The following is a 21,213-nucleotide window of genomic DNA, read 5'->3' as shown; positions in this document are numbered from 1 at the left end:
CCGGCGGTAGAAACCGACCGGTCAAACGCTTAGGTTGTACGCTATGCTTCGACTCGGAATCGTCGGTCTTCCCAACGTTGGAAAATCGACTCTGTTCAATGCGCTGACATCGGCCAAAGCTCTGGTCGCCAATTATCCGTTCGCCACGATTGAGCCCAATACCGGGGTGGTAGAGGTCCCCGATCCGCGCCTCGGCCGGATTGCGGAGTTCGTCAAGCCCGAGCGAACGGTCCCGGCGGTCGTCGAGTTCCTCGATATTGCCGGATTGGTCAAAGGGGCCAGTCAGGGCGAGGGCCTCGGCAACCAATTCCTCGCCAATATCCGGGAAGTCGACGCCATCGTCCACGTCGTTCGCTGCTTCGAGGACGACGACATTCAGCATGTGATGGGTCCCGTCGATCCGGCTCGCGATCGCGACATCATCAACATCGAACTGGGCTTGGCCGACTTGGCCGCAGTTGAAAAGCGCCTCGACAAGAGCGTCCGCGCTGCCAAATCGGGCGACCCCCAAGCCAAACTCGAGGCCAAGCTCTTGACGGCCCTCCAAGCGGCCCTGGCTGAGGGCAAGGCCGCCCGGACCGTGATTCCGTCCCAGGAGGAAGCGGCCACCTTCCGGCAATTCAATCTGCTGACCGCCAAGCCGGTTTTGTATGCGGCCAACGTCAGTGAAACCGAGATCAACACCGGGAACGCCCACGTCGAGGCGCTCCGGGCCGCCATCGTCACCGCGGGCGAAGCAGCCGAAGTGGTGTTGTTCTCGGCCAAAGTCGAGATGGAGCTCTCGGAGCTTGCCCCCGAGGACCGAAAGGATTTCCTGGACTCCCTCGGATTGACCGAATCCGGACTCGACCGGCTGGCTCGGGGGGCCTATCACCTGCTCGGTCTCCAGAGCTATTTCACCGCGGGCGAGAAAGAGGTTCGGGCCTGGACCATCCACAACGGCGATCGGGCGCCGCAGGCGGCGGCGGTCATCCACACCGACTTCGAGCGGGGCTTCATTCGAGCGGAAACCGTGGCGTTCGATGATTTCGTCCGGGTCGGCGGGTGGAAGCCCGCCCGGGAGCAGGGCCTGGTCCGTTCCGAGGGCAAGGAATACCTGGTGCAGGACGGCGACGTCCTGCTCTTTCGCTTCAACGTCTAGCGCCGAGCTTAGCCCGCCAGTCGGCAAGCAACGCCGGGCAGGACGCCAGCAGCGCGGCCTCATCGGGGTTCCGAGTCCGCTTGACCCTCGCCGCCCGGTCGATCGTCCATTGCGGGTACGGCCGGTCGAGGAGCGTGATCGGGAGGCCTTTCTCGAGCCATCCCTCATTGAGTACCCGGACGTACCACCCACTCCGATCGGTGGCCACCACTCGCTCGATCGCCTCCGGCCGCCGGAACCGCCGAACCAAGTTCATGCAGGGCTCCCTCGGCCCCGACACCTCCACCCGGAGTTCCCCTACCTGGAACAGATCGCCGACGCAGACCGATTGTTCCCGAAGGCCGCTCACGGTCACGTTCTCGCCGAACCCGCCGGGCCCAATGTCTCGCTGGCCCCACTCGGCCCGCCATTCCTGGTAGTGCTCGAGGGGATACCAGAGGAGCGCCCGCTCGGGTCCCCCGTGTCCCTTCTTATAGACTTGGGTATCGCCGGTCAGGCCCTCCGCCCCGGCCGAGACCCGCCCCTCCACCGGCTCCTTCCAGATCGCACTGGTCCAGGCCGCGTCGAGCGGATCGGCTGAGGCTGGGTTCCCCAGGGTGCGCGGCTGGCCGGCTTGGATCGATTCAACTTGCATATCAGGAAGCTAACCTTTTCAATCCAAAGGGTTTCCGTCAGGGCGACCGGCTCGGAGCTCGGGTTGTCAGGGCCCCAGCGTGCCGCTATCTTTGCGTCGTAGTCAAAATATCTCCTCCCCCGCCTTCTGCACCCAAGGCGGGGGCAACCTGACCAAAGGAAGGTGTGCATGGCCCGACCGTACGAGGTGGTCTACATTTTCGATCCGGCACTGGACGAAGAGACCATCAACACCAAGCTGACAGCGTTTCACTCGCTCCTGGCAACACCGGAGGCCGAAGCGCCCCAAGTCAATCATTGGGGCCGCCGATCGCTCGCCTACCAAATCAAGAAGCGGGACACCGGCTACTACGTGGTCGCCACGTTCGCCGCCGATTCCACGGCGCTGCCGGAGTTTGAGCGGGCCATCAAGCTCGACGACGCCGTCATCCGCCATTTGGTTGTCGTCAACGACGAACCCCCGACCCCCCCGAACTACGCGGCCGTCAAGCCGGCCGATTCCGAAGAGGGGGATGACGAATGAGCCGCCATCGCAAGGGCGATCCGTTAGCCGAACTGCGGATCCGGATTGTCGACTACAAAGACGAGAAGTTGCTCTCGCGTTTTCTGACCGAGCGCGGCAAGATCCTGCCCCGTCGGCTGAGCGGCGTCACCGCCCGCCATCAACGGCAGCTCGCCGTGGCCATCAAGCGGGCCAGATACTTGGCCATTCTCCCCTATATCAAGGGGTACGCGGGCTGACCACGCCGGCGGAGCCGGGGCAGCGCCCCGCGTTCGGGACCGCATTTCTGGTGGTGGCGTTTCTGTTCTTGGCGCCACCACTTTTTCTATTGGCTCCCCTGGCCTTACTCCTGGCTTTTTCCGGCCCGAAAACGTCCCGGGAATGGATTTGGATCCTGTTGGCGGGAGGCGGCAGCCTCAAGCTCGTTCTCGACATGGGCCGGGCCGATTTGCCCTCTCGGTTGATCGGAACGGCCGGCCTCTTGTCGGCCGCGGCGTTCGTCGTCGTGGCCAACCTCTTACCCAGGTTGTCGACGGTGGTCCGGGGCCTGATCGTGGTCGGAGTGAGCGCCGCCGGTCTGGCCACCTGGATTCTCTGGTACGCCATCGACCTCGGCCCGGTCGACACGGCCATCGCCGATCAGATCCGTCGCTCGGTCGACCTCTGGCTCCAAGGGGCGGCCGGCGATCAGGTGGCCGCGGCCAAGGAATCGGCCGCATCGGTTGCCCGGCTCTTCCCGGGGATGGTGGCGCTCCAGGCCCTCCTGGGCCTCGGTCTCTCGTGGCGCTGGTACCACCGGATCGCCAGCCGCCCGCTCCCCCCGCCACCCGACCGGTTCCGGGCGTTTCGGTTCAACGATCACCTCATTTGGGGTGCTATCCTTACGCTCGGTTTGGCGCTGGTGCCGCTCGGCGAACCGACCGGCCGGATCGCCGAGAATCTGTTGGTCATCTGGGTCGGTCTCTACGGGGCCCGCGGGCTCGCCGTGGCCCGGCACGCGTCCCGGGCTTGGCCGCTGCCTGGCAAGCTTCTGATGTTGGCATTCGCTGTCCTCGCGCTCCCCATTGCGTTGGGAACGCTCGTCACCCTTGGGCTGGCTGATACCTGGCTCGATTTCCGGAACCGTCCGGTTCCCGACGGAGGTAACACCGATGGAAGTCATTCTTCGTGAAGATGTCAAAGGCCTCGGCAAGGCTGGGGCCTTGGTCAAGGTCAAACCTGGCTACGGCCGGAATTTCCTCTTGCCCCGCGGGTTGGCGTTCGAAGCCACCGAGGGAAACAAGAAGCGGATCGAGCACGAGCAGCGCGCCCGGCTGACGAAGCACTCGGCCGAGAAGTCCGAAGCCGCCGACTTGGCCGCCAAGCTCGGCGCCGCTCACCTGACGCTCAAAGCGAAAGCCGGCGAGGGCGACAAGCTCTTCGGTTCGATCACGACCGGTGATCTCGCCGATGCGCTCGCCAAGATCGGCTTCGCCATCGACAAGCGGAAGATCGAACTCGAGCATCCCCTCAAGCAACTCGGCGTTCATGCCGTCGCGGTTCGGCTCCACGCCGAAGTCCGGGCCGAGTTCAAAGTGACGGTGGAGTCGGAGTAACCCATGCCCATCGGCATCGCGTACGTGGACGGACCGAGGCTGGCTCGCTCCATGTACGCGGCGGCCGATTGGGTCCAGGCCGGCCGGGATGAAATCAATCGGTTGAACGTTTTTCCAGTGCCTGATGGCGACACCGGAACCAATTTCAGCCTGACGCTCAGGGCCGTAGCCGACGCGCTCCGAGCTCGCGGCGACACCCCGTTGGGCGAGACGGCCCAAGTCGCGGCCCGGGCCGCGGTCCTTGGCGCTCGGGGCAACTCGGGCATGATGCTGGCCCATTTCCTCCTGGGCTTTTCCGAGTCGATCGGCAACCGGGCCACCGCAACCGCGCCCGACTTGGCCAAAGCGCTTCGGCGGGCCGCCGACGCCCTGTACTCGTCACTCGACGAACCCCGGGAAGGCACCATTCTGACCGTCGCCCGGGACGCCGCGTCGGCCGCCGAGAAGGCCGCCGAAACCAGCGTCGACATGGCGGAGTTCATGCGCCAGATGCTGGCCGAAGGGCAGGAAGCCCTGGCCCGAACCCCCTCGCTCCTGGCTGTTTTGCGGGAAGCCGGCGTGGTGGACGCCGGCGGCAAGGGCTTCGTTCGGATGCTCGAGGGGGTCGTCCGCCTGATCGAAGGCGACCCGATTCTCGCGGTCGTCGCCTCCGAGTCAACCACGGATTTCAACCCGGCCGCGGAGTTTACCGTCTCGGCCGAGCGCGGCTACCAGTTCTGCACCGAGTGCATCATCCGCGGCGAGCAGCTCCCACCATCGAACGAAGTTCGGACCCTGCTCCACCAGTTCGGCGGGTCGGTGGTGGTGGCCCAGATCGGCGACATCCTGAAGATCCATGTCCACACCGATACCCCCGAGGCTGTCTACACGGCCGTCGGCAAGTGGGGCACGATCGCCAGCCGGAAGGCCGACGACATGCGGGCCCAGCACCGGGCGCTCAGCCATGACGACCGCCGCCCGGTCGCCATCCTGGCCGATTCCTCGGCCGATCTTCCGGATGCCGTACTCGACCGGCACCGGATTAGTTTAATTCCACTCCAGGTCACCTTTGGCGACACGACCTTTCGCGACCGGGTCGAACTCAAGCCCGAGGAGTTCTATCAGAAGCTTCGCGGCGCCAAGGCCCTGCCGACGACCTCCCAGCCCACGCCGGGTGAGTTCGTCAAGGCGTTCCGATCAGGGCTCGCCGAAGCCGAAGAGGTGGTGGCCGTGCTCCTGTCCGGGGCGCTCTCGGGTACCGTTCAGGCCGGCCAGGCGGCGGTCCGGGTGGGCAACCTCGAGCATGTGGAGCTCTTCGACAGCCGATCGGCCTCGCTCGGGCTTGGAATGCTGGCCCTCCGGGCCGCTGAGCTGGCGGAGTCAGGGTGGAACGCAAAAGCAATTGTCAGAGAGCTGGAAAGGGTACGGTCCCAGTCGGGGCTGTTCTTAACGGTGGATCGCTATGAGAACCTGTTGCGCTCCGGTCGGGTATCGAAAGGAAAGGCTTGGTTGGCCGGGATGCTCGACGTCAAGCCAATCCTTTCGCTCGACCCGGCGGGCCGGGTCGTCCCGATCGACCGAGTCCGGGGTCGGGAGCAGTTGGTCTCCCGGGTTCTCCAATGGGTCGACCGGGCCCTTACGCCTCGTCCGAAGACCGTCCGATTTGGAGTTGCCCACGCCCAGAGCCCCGACACGGCTGAGCGGTTGCGGACGGCCTTGGTGGCCGCGTACCAGCCCCGGGATTGTTTTGTCTCGCTGGCAACCGGAGTGCTGGGCACCCACGCCGGCCCGGGTGCTTGGGCCGTCTGTTATCAGGTTGAAGATGGTACGCCCGAGCACCAAACCAAGGAACCTCGTGGTTGACGTCCGTACGAAGCGATTGCCCGCCGTCATTCAGGCCGCTCTCGAAGCGGCCGATGACCGGAAGGCCCAGCATATCGTGGCCCTCGATTTACGAGGGCTCTCGGATTCGACCGATTACTTCGTCGTGGCGAGCGGAACCTCCGACGCCCACGTCCGGGGCGTGGCCGCCTCGATCCTCGATCGGATGGCTACCCTCGGACTCCAGCCGCACCATGTCGAGGGACTCCAACACGGGCGCTGGGCTCTGCTCGATTTCTTTGATTTCGTCGTCCATGTATTCCACCCGGAAGCTCGCGGCTTCTATCAGCTCGAGCGGCTCTGGAACGACGCGCCGGTGGTAAGTTTCACTCCGGCGCCCGAACGAAAGGTTTGACCATGGGTCGTCTAGCCTCGTTGCTTTTTGGATTGATCCTGGTGCCGGGGCTGCTGTCAGCCCAGTATTTCGGCCGGAACCGGGTGCAGTATGGCCGGTTCGATTTCAAGATCATTCAGACCGAGCACTTCGACGTCTACTACTACGAGAGCGAGCGACCGGCCGCCCTCGACATTGCCCGGATGGCCGAACGGTCATACGCCCGGCTTTCGCGAGTCCTCAGCCATGAGTTCGAGGAACGAAAGCCGATCATTCTGTATGCCTCGCACAGCGACTTCCAGCAGACCAACCTGGGTGGCGGGGACGTCGACGAAGGCACCGGCGGTTTCACCGACTTCCTGCGGCATCGGAATACCTTTCCGCTCTCCGGCTCCTATGCCGACAACGAGCATGTCCTCGCGCACGAAATGGCCCACCAGTTCCAGTTCGACATCTGGACGCGCGGCCGGGGCGGTGCCGGGATCCAAGGCATCCTGAGCGCCAATGCCCCGCTCTGGTTCGGCGAAGGGATGGCCGAGTATTTCTCGCTCGGTCCGATCGACACCAAGACGGCGATGTGGCTCCGCGACGGCGCCATTGAAGGCAAGCTCCCGACCGCGAACGACTTTCTGCAGGTGTTTCCCTACCAGTTTGGGCACGCTCTGATCACGTACATCGGTCAGCGGTGGGGCGACGAAGCGATCGGGGCCATCACCAAGAACGCCATCGGCGGCGGGCTCGAGGTGGCGCTCCGACGGGTCCTCGGCATGACCTTCGATCAGTTGGTGGTCCAGTGGCAGGACGCCGTGACCAAGCAGTACCTGCCGGAAATCGGCAAGCGGGTCAAGGCCCGGACCATGTCCACCCCCCTGCTGACCCAGAAGATCGCGGAAGGCACCTGGCACCTTGCCCCGGCCCTGTCACCCGACGGATCGCGGGTCGCCTATTTCAGCGAGAAGGATTTCTTCTTCGTCGACCTCTGGATGGCGGACGGGAATACCGGCAAGCCGATCAAACGGTTGCTCAAATCGAGCTTCTCCAGCAACTACGAGAGCTTTCGCTACTTCAACTCGTCATCCGCCTGGTCGGAAGACGGCAAGATGTTGGTCTTCGCCGCTAAACGAAGTGGCAAGGACGACATCGTGTTGGTCGATCCGGCGCGAAACAAACAGATCGGCCGGATTTCGGTGCCGTTGGCCGGCGTCACCACACCGACGTTCAGCCCGGACGGAAAGCAGTTGGTCTTTACGGGGCTCGACGGCGGGATCTCCGATCTCTACCTCATCAACATCGACGGCACCGGGCTTCGCCGGCTGACCAACGACAAGTACGCCGACCTTCACCCGGTATGGTCCCCCGACGGAAAGACCATCGCCTTCTCGACCGACCGCGGCCCCAAGACGGATTTCGTGGCCCTCAAGTGGGGCGACCTGCGGCTGGCGCTGCTCCACCTGGAAAGCGGTCAAATCGAAGTCCTCCCCGGCATGGACCAAGGCCGGAACTCCAGCCCCCAGTGGGCCCCGGACGGGCAGTCGATCGGCTTCGTATCGGACCGGGATGAAGTCGCCAACCTGTTCCTGTTCGACCTCCAGGACCGTCAGGTCTATCAAATCACCGATTTCTATACCGGCGTTCAAGGCATCACGCCGCTTTCGCCGGTGCTGTCGTGGTCACGGGGTGCCGACCGGATGGCGTTCGTGTACTTCGAGCAAGGCAAGTACGATGTCTACTCTCTGGCCAATCCCCGGTCGCTGAAGAAAGCCCCGTGGCAGCCCAGCCAGAACTCGGCGCCGCAGGTGCTGGTACAGGCGCAGCCGGTTCCCCGCTTCGTTCTCCCGGCGGCGGACACCACGACGCCCGGCACGCCGAAGTCACCCGAGGTCCTGGCCTCCAGCGCGGTCTACCGGGGACCGACCGGTTTTCGCCGGACCGACTCACTGCCCCCGGTTCCGGATTCGCTTCGGGCGCCGGCGCCGGTCACCATCGCCAAACTGCTCGACTCCGTCGACATCAAGACACCCGACACGACCGACTTCATCAACCGCCCCTACAAGGCCAAGTTCGAACCGGAGTACGTCGCCCGCCCGACGATCGGCTATGTCCGCGACAACTTCGGCCGCGGCGTAACGGGCTCGGCCACCATTGTCCTTGGCGACATGCTCTCCAATCAGCAGTTGGTGTTCGGGGCCTCGCTCAACGGCCGGCTCCCGGAAACCCAGTTCGTGGCCCAGTATGTCAACCTGAGCAAGCGACTCAATTGGGCCCTCGGGGTCCAGCAGCAGCCCTACTTCTTCTACGACAACAGCTCGATCGAACCGGGCCCGTCGGCGGACGAGAATACCTTCGTCACCAGCATCCGGCGCTTGGTGCTCCGGGACGTGTCGGCGCAGCTCTTCTACCCGTTCAGCCGGTTTGCCCGGGTCGAGGGGAGTGTCTCCTTCGCCAACATCCGCGACGACCTGCTGCAGATCAGAGAACCGTACTTCGCCAATAGCGGCGTTCCGAGCCGGCAACCGAGCCTGGAGACGAAAGGGCTCGAAAGCATCACCTACCTTCAGCCCTCGATGGCCTACGTCTACGACAACTCCCTGTCCGCCTACGTCGGCCCGTTTCTCGGCCGCCGGGCCCGCTTCGAGATCGGCCAGAACCTCGAGGTGATCGGCAAAGGGTGGAAGTTCACATCGATGACCGCTGATATGCGTCGATACGACCGGCTGATCGGCAACGTCGTTCTCGCCACCCGGGGAATGTTCTACGGCCGGATGGGGCGCGACGAGAGCCGATTCCGATTCTACGGCGGGAATACCGAGCTGATCCGGGGCTACACGGCGGGCTCGTTCCGAAAGAACGAATGTCTGGATGCGAACGACCAGCAGTCGATTACCGGCTGCTCGTCGTTCGATGAGTTGATCGGCACCCGGGCCGCGGTCTTCAATGCCGAGATCCGGTTCCCCTTGATTGCCGGCGGGCTCGGATTCATTCCCCTGCGCGGATTTCCGGGAGCCATCGAAGCGGCGGTGTTCTATGACGCCGGGGTGTTCTGGGAAAAGGGCATGACCGTGGCCCTGAACCGACCCGCCAATCAATCCAACGCGTGCGCCCGCAATCCGCAGACCGGAGAATTGGTGGGCACCTGTACCCGAGTCCCGTTGACCAGCTACGGGGTTTCCCTGCGAGCGAACCTCCTTAACTTCCTCATCCTTCGGCTGGACTACTCCCGGCCGCTCCAACGCAGAGGCCTAGGTGGGGTGTGGACGATCAGTCTCGGACCGACCTTCTAGTATCCAATCGACCACGCCAATGGCCGGCGATCAGGGGCATCACCCTGATCGCCGGCTTGGTGTCGTTGGCGGGGTGCCCGGCGGCGGATTTCGCATCCCCGCCGGACCTTCCGGCAGTCGGCGGACAAGTCTCGGTCATCCGGTTGCCGGAAAGCGGCGGGCTCGTGGAGGCGTTCAACCCCGAGAGCCTCGACACCCCGATTTGGAGCAGCCGAGCTTCGGTTCCGAGGATCCGGGACCTCGTCGGGATCAACCCGGAAGCCCGGCTGCTCTGGGCGGTTGATACCGCCAAAAACTTGTTTGCGATTGATCTTGAATCACGCGGGTTCCGGCCGTTGGCGGCCGGCGTCGAGTCCGCCACCATGGTACCCAACGGCAACCTCTACGTCCTCGGGCCAGGGCGGCGGATCTCGCGGTACCTGGCCGGAATCCCGAGCCTCTACAAGACCGCCTTGCCGGTCACGCCGACGTTCCACACCGGCACCTTGGGCGATCGATACCTGGCGGTGCTCGGCACCAAGCCCCGGCGCCTCATTGTCCTGTCGCAGGAACGACAGGTTCATGCCGTGGAGATTCCCGAGGGAGAGGTTGTGGCGACCTACTGGGGAGACCTCATCGCGGTAGCCGGCCCAGAGGGCGTCCGGCTCTATCAAACCGATGAGCCGTTCGGGGTCCGATCCCTGGCCTTCAAGGCCCGGCCGCAGCACGTGGCGTTTAGTCCCTCAGCCCATCGACTCTATGTGACCCACGAGGACCCGACCATCGATGTCGTCGACCGGTACTCGCTCGATCGCATCGCCTCCATCGCGCTCCCAGGCCGGCCGGCCACGATCCGCACGGACGCCTCCGGTCGCTGGCTCCTTGGGCGTCCGGCCTCCGGCGACAGTGTCTGGGTCGTCGATCTGGCCACCAATCGGCTCGTCGGCACGGTCGCCGCCAGCTGGGAGGACGACCTCCCGACCGTGGCCGGCGCCGCCACCTTCCTCGGCCGGAACGAGGGCGACTTAGTAGCCGTCTCCCTCATTGGACCGGCCCGCGAGATCGGCCGAATTCCTGGCGGCGGCGTTGACCGGTGGGCGGTCACCACTTGGCTCCCGCGGGACCGCCAAACCTTGGCGGCCGCCGCAGCCGAGTCGGCGTTGGTTGCCCAGGACAGCCTGCTGGTGGCCACAGACCCCGACCCGACGACCGCGGATCGGCTCTTTCTCCAAGTGAGCAGTTCCCAAAGCGCCGAATGGTCCCGGGACTTTGCCAAGCAGTTGTCCGACGCCGGCTTTCCCGCCAAAGTGATCGACCCGACCACGCCCGACGAAGGCTATCGCGTCATCGTCGGGCCCTACGGTACCCGGGAGGCCGCAGAGGAGACCGGCCGGAAACTCGGACGGCCGTATTTCGTCCTGACCAACCCGCCGATTCGCCAGTAGCCGCACCGTTACTACCCCGGCTATTTTTGCCCCGGTGCGGCTCGGCCGCCCCTCGCTCCCGTTCTCCTCGGAACCCACATGAAACTGCTCAAGCTTGAGCTCTCCGGCTTCAAGTCGTTCGCCGATACCGTCACGCTTAATTTCGACCATGGGGTGACCGCGATCGTCGGGCCGAACGGCTGCGGCAAGTCCAACGTTGCGGACGCGGTCCGCTGGGTTTTGGGCGAAACGTCAGCCCGGCTGCTGCGGGGCGGAAAAATGGAAGATGTGATCTTCCAGGGTTCGATCAACCGCCGCCCGGTCAACGTCACGGAAGTCTCACTCTTCCTCGACAACACGGCCGGCGACCTTCCGATTGCCTACAACGAGGTGGTCATCACCCGGCGAATGACTCGCTTGGGCGGCAGCGAATATTTCATCAACAAGAGCTCGGTCCGCCTCCGCGATGTCAACGATCTGCTCCGGGGCACGGGCCTCGGCAGCGATGCCGGCGTGGTCATGGAAGCCAAGATGATCGATCTGCTCCTGTCCGACCGGGCCGACGAGCGGCGTTCCCTCTTCGAAGAGGCCGCCGGCATCGGGCTCTACCGCGACCGGAAACACAGCACCGAACGCCGCCTGGAAGAGACGGCCACCGACCTCCAGCGCCTCGAGGACCTCCTCGCCGAGGTCCAGTCCCAGATTCGGAGCTTGGCCCGGCAAAAGGGGAAAGCCGAACGTCATGCCAAGTTGAGGGAGGAAAAGTTCTCGGTGCAGCTGACCTTGGCGCATCGCCTCCTGGAAGAACTGTCCGAGCGAGCCGCCGGAATGGAGGCCCGCCACGACCAACTGAAGACCGTCCTGCCCGATCTCAAAGAGCGGCTGGCCGGTGCCACCCAGCATCAGGACGTCGGCTCGGCCGATCGAACCCGCGCCGAGGAGCACCGGACCATCGTGGGCCGCGAACTGGCCCACGTGCAGCTCGCGTTAGGTAGACTCGACGGGGATCTCGCCGTGGCGGCCGAACGCATGGCCCATGCCCGGGCCCGTCGCGACCGGGACGAAGAGGAGCGCCAGCAGGTCGAAGTCCGGACCGAGCAAGCGGCCGTGGAACGCGACCAGGCCGCGGCGGACCGCGCCTTGGCCGAAACCGAACACGGCCAGATTCAGGAGCATCTCGTCAGCCGGGCCCAAGTCGAAGAGGAAGTCCGCCACCGCCTCATCAGTCATCGTGACGACGTTCGCCGCCTCGAAGAGGCGGTCCACGCTCGGGCGCAAGCGCTCCGGGCCCTTGAGGGCGAGCGGACGGCCCTCGACCGCGATCTGGCGACCCTCCGCGACAACTTGGCCCAGCAACAGGCTCATTGCGCCGGCCTGGCTCAAGATTTTGTCGCTGCCGAAACCCGGGCCGCAGCCGCCGAGCAGGAAGCCGCGACCCAGGTCCATGAGACGCTCCAGGCCACCGCCGCGGCCGACCGGGCCCGGCACGCCGTGGCCGAGACCCGCGAACGGGAGGCCACCGAGCGGGACCAGCGGCGTCAAGCCGAGGAATCGCTTGCCCAACTCACCGCCCGACGCCAAGCGCTCGAGGAGTTGGAGCGCGACCGCGTCGGACTCGCCCCCGCCGCTCAGGCCCTGTTGGCGGCCAAGGAGCGCTTCGGCGATGGCGTCCTCGGCCCTCTCAGCGACTTCATCAACACGACCCGGGAGGACGCCGAGTTGGCCGAGCGGTTGCTCGGCGAGTGGATGCACGCCGTGCTGGTCCGCGACTGGGCCACGATCACCGCGATCCATCCTTGGTACGAAGAGGCCCAGCCGGGCGCCCTAGTGCTCCTGCCGGTCGAACCCGGCCCCCAGACCGACCTCAGCGGAATCCATCCCCTGACCGATCGGCTGTCAGCCGAAGGGCCGGCCGGGGCGTGGATCAATGCGCTCTTGAAGGGCTCTGAGGTCCTCCATCCGTCCGGCCGGGTTCTCAAGCGGGCCTCCGGCGCGGTCCTCCTCACGGGAACCGCCGCCCCGTCCGGCTCGATCCGGCGCCGCGCCGACCTTGTGGCGCTGAGCCAAGATATCGGCTCCCAAGAAGCGCACCTTCACGAGGTCGTCAGCCGGCTCACGGCCACCCGCGAGCAACTGGTGGACCGCGAGCGGATGGCCGCCGAGTCGCAATCCGTCGTCGAACGGGCCCGCGAACGCGAGCGCCAGGCGGTCGTCAGCCGGGATGACAGCCAGCGCCTGCTGATGACCCTCGGCCGGGAACGCCAGGAGGCCGACAACCAACTCGGGCGGATCAACGACCGGATCGAAAAGTCGGCCCAGCGCCAGGCCGAGGTCGGCTCCGCTCTCCGCGACGGCGAAATCGCCCGAGCACACCAGGACGAAGCCCTCGGATCGACCCGGTCCACCCTCGCCACGCTCGAAGCCGAGCAGGAGGCCGCTCGCGAGGGACGGGTCCATTGGCAGGTCCAAGAGGCCCATGTCGCCGCTCGGCTCCGGGCCACGACCGACCGGCTCGACCGGGCCAACCAGACGATCACGTTGGCTCGGCAGGCCGCCGAATCCCTCCAGCACGAGATTGCCCAGCTCGATCAAGAAGCCGGCACCCTGGCGGCCCAGCATGCCGAATGGCAGGAGCAGCGACACGAGCGCCAGATGGCGCTGACGGAACTCGAAGCCAATTCGGCCACCGCGGAAGGAACGCTGGCGGCGGCGTCAGCCACCCTGCTAATTGCCCAACAGACCGTCCAAGCCCTGCGGGATGAGGTCGACTCATCGAGCGAAGAGTTCCACCGGCTCGAAATCGAGCTGACCGAGATGGCCGGGGCTCGCGGCAAGATCGTCGACCGGATCGAGGCGGAATGGCGATCCCCGGTCGAAGAGTTGATGGCCCGGGTTCAGTTGCTCGACCTCGACCGGGAATCGCTCGAACCCGAGCTCTCGCGAATCGTTCAGGGCTTGGAGGCCATCGGGCCGATCAACCCGTTGGCGGTCGAAGAGCACGCCGAGGAAACCAAGCGGCTTGAGTTCCTCACCGCCCAACGCGACGACCTGGTCGCCGCCCGTCAATCGCTGCTCCAGGCCATCCGGGAAATCGACGGGACCGCCAAAACGTTGTTCCTCGAAACCTTCGTGGCGGTGCAGGCCAATTTCCAGCGGGTGTTCGACACCTTGTTCGGCGGCGGCGAGTGCAGCCTGAAGCTCTCGAACAGCGACGACCCGCTTGAAGCCGAGATCGAGATCCACGCCGCGCCCCGCGGCAAGAAGACCCAGCGGATTCACTTGTTGAGTTCCGGGGAGCGAACCTTGGTGGCGGTCTCCCTGCTCTTCAGCATCTATCTGACCAAGCCGAGCCCCTTCTGTCTCATGGACGAAGTCGATGCGCCGCTCGACGACTCCAACGTCGGCCGGTTCACTAACTTGCTGCACGAGTTCAAGACCGGAACCCAGTTCGTCGTGATTACCCACAATCCCCGGACCATGCAGGCGGCCGACGCGGTCTTCGGCGTCACGATGCAGGAGCCGGGCGTCTCCACGATCGTCGGAGTCCGGTTGGGCGGCCAGGACAAGGCCGCTGCCTGACGACCCATGTTGATCCTCTTTCGTGCCGATGCGTCCGCCACCGACGAGCAACGGGTGGCGGCCCTGGTCCAAGAATTGGGGGCGAGCGCCCAGCCGATTCCAGGGCTCCGCCGCCGGGCCATGGCCATTGTCGACAACGACGGCCAGATCGATAGCGCCCGGTTCGCGGCGCTGCCCGGGGTGGAAGAGATCGTACCCCTGACCAAGCCATACCGGATGGTGGCCAGAGACTGGCGGCCCGACCCGACCGTCATCCAACTTCCGCACGGCCTGGCGATCGGGGGAACCGATCTTTTTGTCGTGGCCGGCCCGTGCTCGGTCGAAAGCGAGACCCAGATTTTTCGAACCGCCGAGGCCGTGAAACGGTCCGGCGCCGTGGCCCTTCGGGCCGGGGCCTTTAAACCTCGCACCTCACCCTACGCGTTTCAGGGACTCGGGACCGCGGGCCTCGATCTCCTTCGTCAGGTCCGGGATGCCACGGGTTTGTTGATCGTCACCGAGGCCATGGACGACGAGGGACTCGACGCCGTGGCCGCCATCGCCGACATCGTCCAGATCGGCGCCCGCAACATGCAAAACTTCAGCCTCCTCAAGCGGGCCGGCCGCTGCGGCAAGCCGGTGCTGCTCAAACGAGGTCCGTCGGCCACGGTCACCGAGTGGCTGATGTCGGCGGAGTATCTGATGGCCGAGGGCAATCCCAACGTCGTGCTATGTGAACGGGGCATCCGGGGGGCCGATGCAACCGCCCGAAACGTGTTCGACCTCAATGTCATCCCGGCCATCAAGCAACTCTCGCATCTGCCGATCATGGCCGATCCGAGCCATGGAACCGGACGCCGAGCCATGGTCCGACCGATGGCCCGGGCCGCCGTCGCCGCGGGAGCGGACGGCCTCCTCGTTGAGGTCCATGTCCAGCCCGACCAGGCGCTCTCCGACGGAGCCCAGAGCCTCTACCCCGAACAGTTCGACCTGCTGATGGACGAGGTTCGCGCCCTCGCTCAGGTCCTCGGCCGAACCGCCGCCGGCTTCACGGCGGCGGCGCGGTAAGCGGTGTTGACCAACCGCTCGGCGATCGTCCTCTTGGGGGTCCGCTATTCCGGGGCCAATCATTCGGGAGCATCAGTGGAACCCTGCCCCGTTCATTCCTGGAAGGCACGCGCCGGGGGCGCCGCCCTCGGGGTCCTCTTGGCCCTTGGCTCCGCGGCCCCAGCCGGGGCCCAAGACGCCGCCGCGATCATCGGGCGGGCCGGCCGGATCTACCGGAACCTCGGATCGCTCCAAGCGGATTTCGTCCAAACCATCGAGGACCGTTCCCAGGGCGATACCCTGGTGAGCCGGGGGACGGTCACCCAATCGGGGAACAACTTCTTGGCGATGCGGTTCACCGACCCCGCCGGTGAGGCCGTGGTGGTCGACGGCAAGTATATCTGGACCTATACGCCAAGCACCTCGCCTGACGTCGTGTTTCGGTCGCCCCTGCCGAACGACCCGGTCTATGGCGTCAACCTCCTGGCCATCCTGCTGGATCGGCCGGAGAACCGATATCGGGCCACCTATGTCGAGCGGGATAACACCGGCGGCCGATCCCAAGACGTCATCGACCTGGTCCCAACCTCGAAGAGCGTCCCGTTCCGGAAAGCCCGGCTCTGGCTTGGCACCGACGACGCCCTGCCGAGGCGCATCGAACTCGACGAGGGCGGCGGAGCTCGCCGGACCCTGATCTTGACCCGGCTCCGGCCGAATAGCCCGGTATCGCGAGCGACATTCCAGTTCGAGGTTCCGAAGGGCGTCAAGGTCGTGGCCGCACCGGCCTAACGGCCGGCGAGGAGACGTTCCATCTCCGCCAGCCGCGGCAGCAGCAGCAGCGGCAACGTCCGAGCCAACGCCACAGCCCGCCGGGTCAGCAACACATACAGTTCCCGACCCGCCTTCGCCAACGCCGCCAGATGCGCCTTGATCGTGGCCACATCCCCTCGACGGACGGCCCCCGTCATCGCGCGTGGCGCGGCGGCAGCAACCGCAAGTTGTCGATTGCCCCTTCCATGAGCGGCAAGAACATCACTCGGGCATGCTTGGGCGCGATACCTGCCCGCTCCACCAGGCCTACCGCCAGCTGATAAGGACCCCGAGGAAGGTCGACACGAACGTTCCGGCCGCATGGTAGGCCGGTTTGGATCCGGGCGGCAGGAGCACCGGAATCAGGCCCAGCACGGTGGCTAACCGGCGGCCGGCTCGAATCGCCCTGGCCTCGCCCTCCAATCCGGCGAACGAGCCCGGAAGGCGGTTGATCGCCGCGGCGGCCACGGCCACGCTTTGGAGGGGGTGCATGGACCCGAGTGCCGCACCCGTGAGCCGGAGCGGTTTCAGGGCAGCTTGGTCGAGCGCACCGGAAAGGTGCAGCACCACGTGGCGGCGACCAACGACGTCGAGATCGGCAAGCCGCCGGGAGGCTGCCCAGATCTGGTCGTCGGGCGTGGCGACCAAAATCCACCGAACCCCCCGATACGCCGCCGGGTCATCGTCCAGGAACCCAGGCGCCGGAAGGTTCCGGCCACCTCGGCGGACGACATACCGGACCCGGGCGCCCTCGCCCACCAGGCGCTCGCCCAGGGTTCGTCCCAGGCGACCCGCCCCGATGATGGCAATCGATGGGAGGCCGGCCACCTCAGGACGGGTCGAGCGCCGCGATCAGAGCCTGCCGGGTCTTCGCCCCGGACAGCAGCCGTCGGGCTAGCTCCAGCGCCGGATCGCTGACCCGGCTTGGCTCAACGCCGACCACCACCTCGCGGTCGGGAACGACGCCCCCGCCGCCGAGGATCGTGCGGCCGGCATCGGTCTTGAATCGGGGCCGCGGCGGCACACTGTCGGTTGGGGCGTCGGTAGTCGCCGGCAACCGGAACCGCTGCAGCGTCCGCCCGCTCGGCGTAATCCAGAGGGCCGTGGTGAGCCGAAGAATCGACCCATTGGCCAGCGGGAAGTACGATTGCCGCGCGCCGCGCCCGAATGTCGTCTCGCCGACGATGGCGGCCCGGTCGTGGTCTTGGAGCGCGGCCGCGACCACTTCGGCGGCACCGGCGGTGGCCCGATCGACGAGCACCACGAGCGGCACGGTCCCGGTGGTCGTCGGACTCTGGTCTCGGAACCGGACCGAGTCGGTGCCGCTCCGGCCCCGCACCGTCACGATCAGCTCCCCTTGATCGAGCAACCCATCGGCCATCGCGACGGCGTCGGCCAACGACCCCTCGACGACCCCGCGAAGATCGATCACGACCCCACGGCCCCGGGCGATGACCGCCGAATCGACCACGGCGCGGAGCATCGCCACGCTGGCCTGATCGATCTGGCGGATTCGGACCTGGACGATGGATCCGTCGCCGGCCGACGTCGGGCCCGGCAGGGCGGGAACCGGCCCGCGAGCAATCGTCACCCAAAGGGGAGCCGACTGACCCTCGCGGCCCAGCCGAATCCGAACCGAGGTCCCGGAGTCGCCATCGATGAGCCGAATCAGCTCCTCCGGCCGCCGGTTCTCCACCGTGGTCTCCGCCACTCGAACGACGGCGTCACCCGGACGAATGCCGGCCGCAGCGGCCGGCGATCCCGGAGCGACCGCCACCACCTCGACAAAATCCTCCACTCGGTCGAGATACACACCCTGGGCCGGGCGGGCCCCGATCCGATCCGACTGGGCCGTATCAGCGGCCGATACCAGCGCGGCATAGGGATCGGGTAGCTCGCCCAATACCCCCGAGGTGGCCAGCCGGTAGACCCCGGATTCATCCAACGAATCGACCGCGTAGCCCCGAACCGTTTCGAGCACGGCGGAGAAGAGCCGAGTCGGTGACATCGAAGGTGCCGAGGACCCGGCCGCCGCCTCACCGCTGCCCATGGTAGCGAGCCCTCGACGAAGCAGCCACCCGCCGGCCAAGAAGGTCCCGACGGCCACCACGAACAACCCGACCCACTTGAGCCGCATCACAATGCCTTTTTCCCGCCGGTGCCGAAGAGATCGGCCCGGACGCTGCCGAGGATTTCCCACACCCGTTCGGACAGCATCGCGGGCGAGACCGTGGCGTCCAGATGCATCAATCCGGGCCCGGTCGCCTCGTGATAGGCGGTGCGGACCCGGCGATGGAAATCCAAGGACTCCCGGTCGAGGCGGTCACGAACCTTGCCCTGCTGGAGCTGGCGGACCTCGCCGACCTCCGGTGGCACGTCGAGGACCACGGTCAGATCTGGGGTGAGCCCCCCCGTTGCAGCCCGGTTGACCCAATCGACATGGGCCATCGGGAGCCCCCGACCGGCGCCCTGGTAGGCCCGAGTCGAGAGGTCGAATCGATCCGACACGACGACTCGGCCCCGGTCGAGCGCCGGGCGAATCAGTTTGGCGACGAGATCCGCCCGAGCGGTGCACATATAGAGCAGTTCCGCGTCCGGCGTCCAGGCTCGGCCGTCGTGGAGCAACTCGTGTCGCAAGGCCTCGGCGGCCGGAGTCCCGCCGGGTTCCCGAACCATCAGCGGGTCCAGGCCAACCGCCAGCAACCGACGACCGAGGTCCTGGGCCAGCGTCGTCTTCCCGGCCCCTTCCGGTCCTTCGAGCACTACAAAGAAACCGGCCATTATCCCAACGTGATGATGCTGCTCGTTGCCCCTCGCTCCATCCCGGCGGCGATTTGCTGGTTGACCCGGCCCATCAGCTTATCGAAGTTGGCCCGCGCCACGACATACGCTTGGCCCACCACCGACAACTCGAGAGCCCGGACCGCCTCTTCGTACTCGGTCGTGGTGGCTTCCTCTGGCATCTGGCCCTGGGCCACCTGTTGATCGATCCGTTTGGCCAACGATTGAATGCTGTCGAGCTTGGCCACGATGTCCGGGTCGCTCTTCATGGCCGTTTCAGCCCGCCGCATGGCCTGATACTCGTTCGATTGGCCGATGAGGCGGCCCAATTCCGTTGCCCGTTCTTCAATCATGTTCCCACCTCCCGCCGCGCTACCAAGTACCGCGGCCGCCCAAAGAGATCCTCGTCGACGCGGAGGTCGCGCCAACCCAGTGCGTACGCCAAGCCGTGGAGCGCCTCACCCCTGGCCGAAGCGACCTCCATGATCATCCATCCTCCGGGCCGAAGCACGCGGAGTCCATCGTGAAGCAACCGTCGGGACGCGTCCAGTCCGTCCACCCCACTGGCCAGCGCGAGCCGCGGTTCGAAGTCCCGAACCTCGGGCCCCAATTGCGCATACTCCGACTCGGATACGTAGGGTGGATTCGACACCACCAAATCAACCGACCCCGAAGCCACCGCCGTGCCGAGGTCGCCGAGCACCAAGTCGATCTCGAGCCCAAGATGGCGGCGATTGTGATCGGCCAAGCCGAGCGCCTTCCGGTCGATGTCCACGGCGAATACCCGCTGATACCGTCCCTCCGCCCGGAGCGAGAGCGCCAGACAGCCGGTGCCGGTGCCCACGTCCAGCGCAACGCCCCCGGCTGCGAGCGCGAGCGCCCGGTCGACGATCCCTTCGGTTTCGGGGCGCGGAATCAGGGCCCGCGGATCCGAGCGGAGCACCAAAGTCCGGAAGCCCGTGATACCGGTGACGTAGGCCAGCGGCTCGCCCGCCGCCCGCCGCTCCACCGCCCGGTTGATCCAGCGGCGCCGGTCGGGCTCGATCACCGACCCGCGCTCCAACATCACCTCGGCCGGAGTCAGATCCAAGAGATCACCCAGGAGGCGAGTCGCATCGCGTCGGGGACCTTCGATCCCGGCCTTGGCCAATGTCTCCGTCGCGGCATCGAGGGCACCCTGGACGGTCAACCGGCGCTCCATGATGCCCTCAGCCATCGGCTGCTTCCTCGCGGCTGGCCAGCCGGAGCGCCTTGACCAATTCGTCGAGTCGGCCGTCCAGGATTTCCGCGAGGTTGTGGAACGACTGGTTGATCCGGTGATCGGTCACCCGGCTCTGGGAATAGTTATAGGTCCGGATCTTCCCCGATCGGTCTCCGGTTCCCACCATCGCCTTCCGATCGCGGGCCCGGGCTGACTCCTGTTCGGAGATCATCTTGTCGAGGAGCCGCGCCCGCAACACTTCCATCCCTTTGAGTTTGTTCTGGAGTTGCGACTTCTGATCCTGCTGCGAGACCACGAGCCCGGTGGGCAAGTGGGTGATCCGGACGGCGCTGTCGGTCGTGTTGACGCTCTGCCCGCCGGGTCCCGAGGACCGAAACACATCGATCCGGAGGTCCTGCGGATCGATCTTCACATCGACTTCTTCCGCCTCGGGAAGGACCGCCACGGTCGCGGCAGAGGTATGAATCCGTCCCTGGGTTTCCGTCGCGGGGACCCGTTGGACGCGATGAACGCCGGACTCGCGCCGGAGCAAGCCATACGCCTGGACGCCCTTAACCACCACGATGGCTTCCCGGATTCCGCCTAACGTTCCATCGCTGACCGACATCGGTTCGACTTTCAGACCGTTGCGCTCGGCGAACCGGGTATACATCCGAAGGAGGTCCGCGGCAAACAAGGCCGCCTCATCGCCCCCGGTACCGGCACGGATTTCGAGGATGGCGCTCCGGTCTTCCAGCGGGTCCGGTGGAACCAGGAGGTCTTCCAACCGGGTTTCCAACCCCGCCATCTCGACCTGCAGGCCCCCGGCGTCGGCAAACGCTAACGCCGACATTTCCGGATCATCAGACGCGATCAACTCCCTGGCCTGGGCCAGTTCGTCATGCAACTGCAGATACTGCTTTCCAAGACGCACAATGGGCGCGAGTCGAGAATGCTCGCGCCCAAGGGCGGTCAACCGGGCAGGATCTTTCGCGAGGTCCGGCTCGGACAACTCACGCTCGACCTCCTCCGCCCGCTGAATCACCTGGCGGAGTTTGGCCTCCACG

20 protein-coding genes are annotated in these 21,213 nt (G+C 66.0%); 12 read left to right on the top strand and 8 right to left on the bottom strand.

Annotated features, from left to right (window positions below):
• Positions 1-43: 43 nt before the first annotated feature.
• Positions 44-1,141: a redox-regulated ATPase YchF gene (gene ychF / locus EXR94_03245; protein MSR01746.1), complete on the top strand. Its 1,098-nt coding sequence runs from the start codon at positions 44-46 to the stop codon at positions 1,139-1,141.
• Here ychF and EXR94_03240 read toward each other — a convergent pair.
• Complete coding sequence (locus EXR94_03240) at positions 1,131-1,775, bottom strand: MOSC domain-containing protein (GenBank protein ID MSR01745.1); 645 nt, start codon at positions 1,773-1,775, stop codon at positions 1,131-1,133. The genes ychF and EXR94_03240 overlap by 11 nt on opposite strands.
• 168 nt (positions 1,776-1,943) lie before the next feature.
• Here EXR94_03240 and rpsF point away from each other — a divergent pair, with 168 nt between their 5' ends.
• The 11 genes from rpsF to EXR94_03185 all read left to right on the top strand — a co-directional run bounded on the left by rpsF (position 1,944) and on the right by EXR94_03185 (position 16,143).
• Complete coding sequence (gene rpsF, locus EXR94_03235) at positions 1,944-2,297, top strand: 30S ribosomal protein S6 (GenBank protein MSR01744.1); 354 nt, start codon at positions 1,944-1,946, stop codon at positions 2,295-2,297.
• A complete protein-coding gene (gene rpsR / locus EXR94_03230; protein MSR01743.1) occupies positions 2,294-2,515 on the top strand; it encodes a 30S ribosomal protein S18 in 222 nt (73 codons plus the stop codon). The genes rpsF and rpsR overlap by 4 nt, the downstream gene beginning before the upstream one ends.
• A 53-nt stretch (positions 2,516-2,568) precedes the next feature.
• A complete protein-coding gene (locus tag EXR94_03225) occupies positions 2,569-3,447 on the top strand; it encodes a DUF2232 domain-containing protein (GenBank protein MSR01742.1) in 879 nt (292 codons plus the stop codon).
• A complete protein-coding gene (locus EXR94_03220; protein ID MSR01741.1) occupies positions 3,428-3,871 on the top strand; it encodes a 50S ribosomal protein L9 in 444 nt (147 codons plus the stop codon). The genes EXR94_03225 and EXR94_03220 overlap by 20 nt, the downstream gene beginning before the upstream one ends.
• 3 nt (positions 3,872-3,874) lie before the next feature.
• A complete protein-coding gene (locus tag EXR94_03215) occupies positions 3,875-5,713 on the top strand; it encodes a DegV family protein (protein MSR01740.1) in 1,839 nt (612 codons plus the stop codon).
• A complete protein-coding gene (gene rsfS, locus EXR94_03210) occupies positions 5,673-6,086 on the top strand; it encodes a ribosome silencing factor (GenBank protein ID MSR01739.1) in 414 nt (137 codons plus the stop codon). The genes EXR94_03215 and rsfS overlap by 41 nt, the downstream gene beginning before the upstream one ends.
• A gap of 2 nt (positions 6,087-6,088) precedes the next feature.
• The gene (locus tag EXR94_03205) at positions 6,089-9,346 is read left to right on the top strand and encodes a hypothetical protein (GenBank protein MSR01738.1); all 3,258 of its coding nucleotides are present in this window, start codon (positions 6,089-6,091) and stop codon (positions 9,344-9,346) included.
• The gene (locus tag EXR94_03200; GenBank protein MSR01737.1) at positions 9,316-10,770 is read left to right on the top strand and encodes a hypothetical protein; all 1,455 of its coding nucleotides are present in this window, start codon (positions 9,316-9,318) and stop codon (positions 10,768-10,770) included. The genes EXR94_03205 and EXR94_03200 overlap by 31 nt, the downstream gene beginning before the upstream one ends.
• Before the next feature lie 78 nt (positions 10,771-10,848).
• The gene (gene smc, locus EXR94_03195) at positions 10,849-14,328 is read left to right on the top strand and encodes a chromosome segregation protein SMC (protein MSR01736.1); all 3,480 of its coding nucleotides are present in this window, start codon (positions 10,849-10,851) and stop codon (positions 14,326-14,328) included.
• A gap of 6 nt (positions 14,329-14,334) precedes the next feature.
• Positions 14,335-15,375, top strand: coding sequence for a 3-deoxy-7-phosphoheptulonate synthase (aroF, locus tag EXR94_03190; GenBank protein MSR01735.1), 1,041 nt, complete (start codon positions 14,335-14,337; stop codon positions 15,373-15,375).
• A 3-nt stretch (positions 15,376-15,378) separates the two neighbouring features.
• Positions 15,379-16,143, top strand: coding sequence for an outer membrane lipoprotein carrier protein LolA (locus tag EXR94_03185; protein MSR01734.1), 765 nt, complete (start codon positions 15,379-15,381; stop codon positions 16,141-16,143).
• Here EXR94_03185 and EXR94_03180 read toward each other — a convergent pair.
• Genes EXR94_03180 through EXR94_03150 form a run of 7 tightly spaced genes read right to left on the bottom strand, consistent with a single transcriptional unit; the run spans position 16,140 to position 21,212 of the window.
• Positions 16,140-16,487, bottom strand: coding sequence for a DUF2520 domain-containing protein (locus tag EXR94_03180; GenBank protein ID MSR01733.1), 348 nt, complete (start codon positions 16,485-16,487; stop codon positions 16,140-16,142). The genes EXR94_03185 and EXR94_03180 overlap by 4 nt on opposite strands.
• Positions 16,432-16,992, bottom strand: coding sequence for a hypothetical protein (locus EXR94_03175; protein MSR01732.1), 561 nt, complete (start codon positions 16,990-16,992; stop codon positions 16,432-16,434). The genes EXR94_03180 and EXR94_03175 overlap by 56 nt, the downstream gene beginning before the upstream one ends.
• Position 16,993: 1 nt before the next feature.
• Entirely contained in the window at positions 16,994-18,301 is a 1,308-nt protein-coding gene (locus EXR94_03170; GenBank protein ID MSR01731.1) for a PDZ domain-containing protein, read from the bottom strand.
• Entirely contained in the window at positions 18,301-18,945 is a 645-nt protein-coding gene (tmk, locus tag EXR94_03165) for a dTMP kinase (GenBank protein ID MSR01730.1), read from the bottom strand. The genes EXR94_03170 and tmk overlap by 1 nt, the downstream gene beginning before the upstream one ends.
• A complete protein-coding gene (locus EXR94_03160) occupies positions 18,945-19,298 on the bottom strand; it encodes a YlbF family regulator (GenBank protein ID MSR01729.1) in 354 nt (117 codons plus the stop codon). The genes tmk and EXR94_03160 overlap by 1 nt, the downstream gene beginning before the upstream one ends.
• Positions 19,295-20,161 carry a peptide chain release factor N(5)-glutamine methyltransferase gene (gene prmC, locus EXR94_03155; protein ID MSR01728.1) on the bottom strand — a complete coding sequence of 289 codons (867 nt, stop codon included), beginning with the start codon at positions 20,159-20,161 and terminating at the stop codon, positions 19,295-19,297. Before prmC ends, EXR94_03160 begins: the two co-directional genes overlap by 4 nt.
• A complete protein-coding gene (locus EXR94_03150; protein MSR01727.1) occupies positions 20,154-21,212 on the bottom strand; it encodes a peptide chain release factor 1 in 1,059 nt (352 codons plus the stop codon). Before EXR94_03150 ends, prmC begins: the two co-directional genes overlap by 8 nt.
• Between the last annotated feature and the right edge of the window lies 1 nt (position 21,213).

The sequence above is a fragment of the Gemmatimonadota bacterium genome (assembly GCA_009692115.1).
In the GTDB taxonomy this organism is placed as follows: domain Bacteria; phylum Gemmatimonadota; class Gemmatimonadetes; order Gemmatimonadales; family GWC2-71-9; genus SHZU01.
This window is presented reverse-complemented; position numbering and strand designations above follow the sequence as displayed.